Annotated in this window: 3 protein-coding genes and 2 pseudogenes; all 5 read right to left on the bottom strand. The window is 70.7% G+C overall.

The genetic code is table 11. The annotated features are described in order from the left end of the window. Positions 1-332 (bottom strand): annotated as a pseudogene (locus tag AB8Z36_RS29070) (hypothetical protein); the annotation flags it as partial. Between the two features lie 485 nt (positions 333-817). After that, positions 818-2275 carry an adenosylhomocysteinase gene (ahcY, locus tag AB8Z36_RS29065; RefSeq protein WP_369216362.1) on the bottom strand — a complete coding sequence of 486 codons (1458 nt, stop codon included), beginning with the start codon at positions 2273-2275 and terminating at the stop codon, positions 818-820. A gap of 590 nt (positions 2276-2865) precedes the next feature. Beyond that, positions 2866-3825, bottom strand: a complete 960-nt coding sequence (locus AB8Z36_RS29060) for a cation diffusion facilitator family transporter (RefSeq protein ID WP_369216361.1) — start codon at positions 3823-3825, stop codon at positions 2866-2868. 111 nt (positions 3826-3936) lie between these two features. Next, positions 3937-5088 (bottom strand): mannose-6-phosphate isomerase, class I, encoded by a 1152-nt coding sequence (gene manA, locus AB8Z36_RS29055; protein ID WP_369216360.1) that lies wholly within the window; start codon positions 5086-5088, stop codon positions 3937-3939. Between the two features lie 76 nt (positions 5089-5164). Beyond that, positions 5165-5292: pseudogene (locus AB8Z36_RS29050) on the bottom strand (SIS domain-containing protein); the annotation flags it as partial.

Below are 5292 nucleotides of genomic sequence, written 5' to 3'. Positions count from 1 at the left end.
GTCGCGATGAGGAAGGCGGGGGATGTGCCGGTGAACGCGTGGGCGGGGGCGTTGTCCTCGGTGGCGTGTGCGTGGGTGGGGTCCGTGCGGACCCACGTGACGCCGTTGAGGGCCGCGGCGCGGACCTGCCAGTCGCCCGCGTGAAGTTCGAGACGGATGGGGCGGCCGAGTTCGTCGAGTGCGAGGTCGACGGAGCCTGCCCGAGGGTTCGCGGGGGTGGTCCTTTGCGCGACGTAGCGCCAGCCCGAGGGGCCGGGCGCGCAGTGGAAGTGTTCTTCACCGAGGGGAGTGTGATCGTGCACGTCATGGAGCGAATATCGGCCGCGGGGCATGGGCTTCGGGTCCTCGGTCGGGTGGGGCATCGGGGCTGATCCGTGCGGGTCCGCCCCGACCGGGCCCACGCTGGACGGACCGGCGCTGAACGGGGCCGCGCTGGACGGACCCGCGCCGGGCGGGCGGGCATCGGCCTGGTCGCCGGGCGTCTCCGCTCAGGACGTGGTCGCTCAGGACGTGGTCGCTCGGGACGTGGTCGCTCGGCCAGGGTACGGAGCAGGCCCCCGTCGTGTGACGAGGGCCTGCTGAAACGGGCCGACCGATGGCCCCGGCTCCGCTGGCCGACCGCCGCTGGTCAGCCGTGCGGTGGCCGTCGTTACCCGTTACTGGGCGGTGGCCGGGTCGCAGCCAGTGCGCGTGCGGTGCCGGGTCGCGGCCGGTGAGCTCTGTCGGTGACAGGCGGACCGTCGGCGACAGCTGCCGACCGGCGACCCGCGACCTGCCCAGCCAGTGCGACCCGGCGACCCGGCGACGCTCGCGACCGTCAGTAGCGGTAGTGGTCGGACTTGTACGGGCCCTCGACCTGGACACCGATGTACGAGGCCTGCTCGGGGCGGAGCGTCGTGAGCTTCACGCCGAGCGAGTCGAGGTGGAGACGGGCGACCTTCTCGTCCAGGTGCTTGGGGAGCACGTAGACGTCGGTCGGGTACTCCTCCTGCTTGGTGAAGAGCTCGATCTGGGCCAGCGTCTGGTCCGCGAACGAGTTGGACATCACGAAGGAGGGGTGACCGGTCGCGTTGCCCAGGTTGAGCAGGCGACCCTCGGACAGCACGATCAGGACCTTGCCGTCCGGGAAGGTCCAGGTGTGGACCTGCGGCTTGACCTCGTCCTTGACGATGCCGGGGATGGCGGCCAGGCCGGCCATGTCGATCTCGTTGTCGAAGTGGCCGATGTTGCCCACGATCGCCTGGTGCTTCATCTTGGCCATGTCCGAGGCCATGATGATGTCCTTGTTGCCGGTCGTGGTGACGAAGATGTCGGCCTTGTCGATGACCTCGTCCAGCGTCGTGACCTGGTAGCCGTCCATCGCCGCCTGGAGCGCGCAGATCGGGTCGATCTCGGTGATGATCACGCGGGCGCCCTGGCCGCGCAGGGACTCCGCGCAGCCCTTGCCCACGTCGCCGTACCCGCAGACGACGGCGGTCTTGCCGCCGATCAGGACGTCGGTGGCGCGGTTGATGCCGTCGATGAGGGAGTGGCGGCAGCCGTACTTGTTGTCGAACTTGGACTTCGTCACGGCGTCGTTCACGTTGATCGCCGGGAAGAGGAGGACGCCGTCACGCTGCATCTCGTAGAGCCGGTGGACGCCGGTGGTGGTCTCCTCGGTCACGCCGCGGATCTCCGAGGCGAGCTGGGTCCACTTCTGCGAGCCCTCGGTGATGGTGCGGTTGAGGAGCTGGAGGATGACGCGGTGCTCGTCGTTCTCGGCGGTGTCGACCGCGGGGACCTTGCCGTCCTTCTCGTACTCGACGCCCTTGTGGACCAGGAGCGTGGCGTCGCCGCCGTCGTCCAGGATCATGTTCGGGCCGCCGGTGGGGGTGTTCGGCCAGGTCAGCGCCTGCTCCGTGCACCACCAGTACTCCTCGAGGGTCTCGCCCTTCCAGGCGAAGACCGGGACGCCCTGGGGGTTGTCCGGCGTGCCGTTCGGGCCGACGGCGATGGCGGCCGCGGCGTGGTCCTGGGTGGAGAAGATGTTGCACGACGCCCAGCGGACCTCGGCGCCGAGGGCGACCAGGGTCTCGATGAGCACGGCGGTCTGCACGGTCATGTGCAGGGAGCCGGTGACGCGGGCGCCGGCGAGCGGCTGGGCGTCGGCGTACTCCTTGCGGATCGACATCAGGCCGGGCATTTCGTGCTCGGCGAGCGTGATCTCCTTGCGGCCGAACGCGGCGAGGGAGAGGTCGGCGACCTTGAAGTCCTGGCCGTTGGTGGCGATGGTCATGTGTGAGCTGCTCCTCGTGGATGGGGCGAGGGATGGGCATGGCTGATCTGCGGCGTCGGGTACAAGGGTGCACCGGCGCGCGCAGCGCAGTCCGTCGGAGGCCCTCTCTCCCTCGGCCGGTCCGTGCGAGGACCGCCCGACCGCCATCAGCAGCGACGTCTGGCTCACTTCCAAGCTACACCGGGGGGCCCGGTGAGCCCCAGTCCGCCTTGGCTGCCGGGGGCGCTCTTGGCTCTGCGACGCCTACGACTCCGGGTGCCGTGACTCCGGATGCCGTGACTCCGGATGCCGTGACCCCGGATGAGCGCGGGGCTTGCTGGGATGCCGTGAAGCGGCGGGTGCCTGCCGCCCGGCCGCCGGTCCGTACCGGCAAGGTCGACGACGTGGAGGAGCTGATTCTCGCGCTGCTCTGCTCCCGTGCGAGCTGAGGGACCCCGGCTTCCGCGAGCGGCTCACGGCGGCGCTGGACGACGCCGCGATCCTCGACGTCCTGCGCGAGGTGGAGTGGCGCCGGGACGAAGTGGCGCGAGCAGCGCGGGGGCCCCGCACCTTCGAGGTGCGGGGCCCCTTCACGTACGGCTCAAGAGGACTCAGTGGCCGCCGGGTGCCTTCGCCGGGTTCTCGCCCGCCGCGGCTGCCGTCTCGCTGTAGATGTCGGGTTCGAGGTAGATCACGCGGGCGATCGGGACCGCCGTGCGGATGCGTTCCTCGGCCGCGTTGATGGCGGCGGCGACCTCGGCGGCCGTGTCGTCGTGCTGCACGGCGATCTTGGCGGCGACGAGGAGCTCCTCGGGGCCGAGGTGGAGCGTGCGCATGTGGATGACCTTGGTGACCGTGTCGCCGTCGACCACGGCCTTCTCGATCTTCTCGACCTCTGCGGTGCCCGCCGCCTCGCCGAGCAGCAGCGACTTGGTCTCGGCGGCCAGGATGATCGCGATCAGGATGAGCAGGACGCCGATGCAGAGCGTGCCGATGCCGTCCCAGACGCCGTCGCCGGTGGCCAGGGCGAGGCCGACGCCGCCGAGGGCGAGGACCAGACCGACCAGGGCGCCGAAGTCCTCCAGGAGCACGACCGGCAGCTCCGGCGCCTTGGCGCGGCGGACGAACTGGGCCCAGCTCAGGCCGCCGCGCGTCTCGTTGGACTCCTTGATGGCGGTCCGGAAGGAGAAGCCCTCCGCGATGATCGCGAACACCAGGACCCCGACGGGCCAGTACCAGTGCTCGAGCTCGTGCGGGTGCTTGATCTTCTCGTAGCCCTCGTAGATCGCGAACATGCCGCCGACCGTGAAGAGGACGATCGAGACGAGGAAGGCGTAGATGTAGCGCTCGCGGCCGTAGCCGAAGGGGTGCTGCGGGGTCGCCTCCCGCTTGGCCTTCTTGCCGCCGAGGAGCAGCAGTCCCTGGTTGCCGGAGTCGGCGAGGGAGTGGACGCTCTCGGCGAGCATCGACGAGGACCCGCTGAAGATGAACGCGACGAATTTCGCCACCGCGATCGCGAGGTTCGCGCCGAGTGCCGCGACAATCGCCTTTGTTCCGCCTGACGCGCTCATGAGTGCCCGGGGTCCCTTCGCCTTCGTACGTTCTCGGCCATCGCCTGCGGGCAGTGCTTTGCCCGGCCTTTGCGGTGGGTCATTGTTGCAGCACGCGAGGGCGCTGGTGCGTCAGGCCACCACAGAGGCGCGGAAAAGCGTGCCGGGTCCGGACACTTCGACCTTTTCACCCGCCGGGACGAAAGCGGACTCACCGGGCTTCAGGGTCAGTTCGCCCGCGCGGACCACGCCCGCGGTGCAGAGCAGGATCTGCGGGGTCGCGGCGGTGAGGTCGTGCGGGGCCGTGTCCTCGGGCAGGACGAAACGGGAGAGGCGGAACTCGTCGATCGGCGTTTCGTAGACCTCCTCGCCGTCGGGCGAGGCCTCGGGGCGCAGCACTCCGGGGTCGGTGGCCGAGAAGCGGACGATGCGCAGGAGTTCGGGGACGTCGACGTGCTTGGGGGTCAGCCCGCAGCGCAGCACGTTGTCGGAGTTGGCCATGATCTCGACGCCGAGGCCGTCGAGGTAGGCGTGCGGGACGCCGGCGCCGAGGAACAGGGCCTCGCCCGGCTGGAGCCGTACGTGGTTGAGGAGCATCGCGGCGATGACCCCGGGGTCGCCGGGGTAGTGGTGGGCGATGCCCGCGTACGGGGTGTAGGCGCCGCCGATGCGCCGGGCGGCGGCCGTGACCTCGGTGACCGTCTCGGCCATCTCCTCGGGGTCGGCGCTCAGCACGGCCGTCAGGACCTCGCGCAGGGCGGCGTCCTCGGGGTGCGCGCGCAGCAGGTCGACGTACGGCTTGAGGGAGTCGACGCCCAGGGCTTCGAGCAGGTCCGCGGTCTCGGCGGGGTCCCGGAATCCGCACAGGCCGTCGAACGGCGTGAGGGCGCAGATCAGTTCGGGCTTGTGGTTGGCGTCCTTGTAGTTGCGGTGCGGGGCGTCGATCGGGACGCCGCGCCGCTCCTCGTCCGCGTACCCCTCCTTGGCCTGCGCGAGGTCGGGGTGGACCTGGAGGGAGAGCGGGGCGCCCGCGGCGAGGATCTTGAGCAGGAAGGGCAGGCGGGGGCCGAACTTGTCGGCGGCGGCCTTGCCGAGCTCGCGCTCCGGGTCCGCGTCGATGACCTCGTTCAGCGGGCCGCGCCCGGTCCGCGAGGGTGCGCCCGGGTGGGCGCCCATCCACATCTCGGCCTGCGGCTCACCGCTCGGCTCGGCGCCGGTGAGCTCCGCGATGGCGGTGGTGGAACCCCAGGCGTAGGGGCGGATGGTGTTGGTGAGGCGGTCCACGGAGGGGCTCTCCCTTACGTACGCGAAGGCTGGGGTGCGGGGTCGACCGGTGGCGGCACGGCGCTGGACCGCCGGGTCATGTTCGGTCGCCGTCGGCGAGCGCGAGGTAAACGGCGGCGAAATCCGTGATGCCGATCAGGTCGGCGAGGGCGTCGAGCTCGTCGCCCTCCTCCGGTTCCAGCTCGCTGAGGGCGACGTCGTGGC

This window comes from Streptomyces flavofungini (assembly GCF_041028215.1).
Taxonomy (GTDB): Bacteria; Actinomycetota; Actinomycetes; order Streptomycetales; family Streptomycetaceae; genus Streptomyces; species Streptomyces flavofungini_B.
The sequence above is the reverse complement of the archived record's forward strand: the minus strand, read 5'-3'. Positions and strand labels throughout refer to the sequence as shown.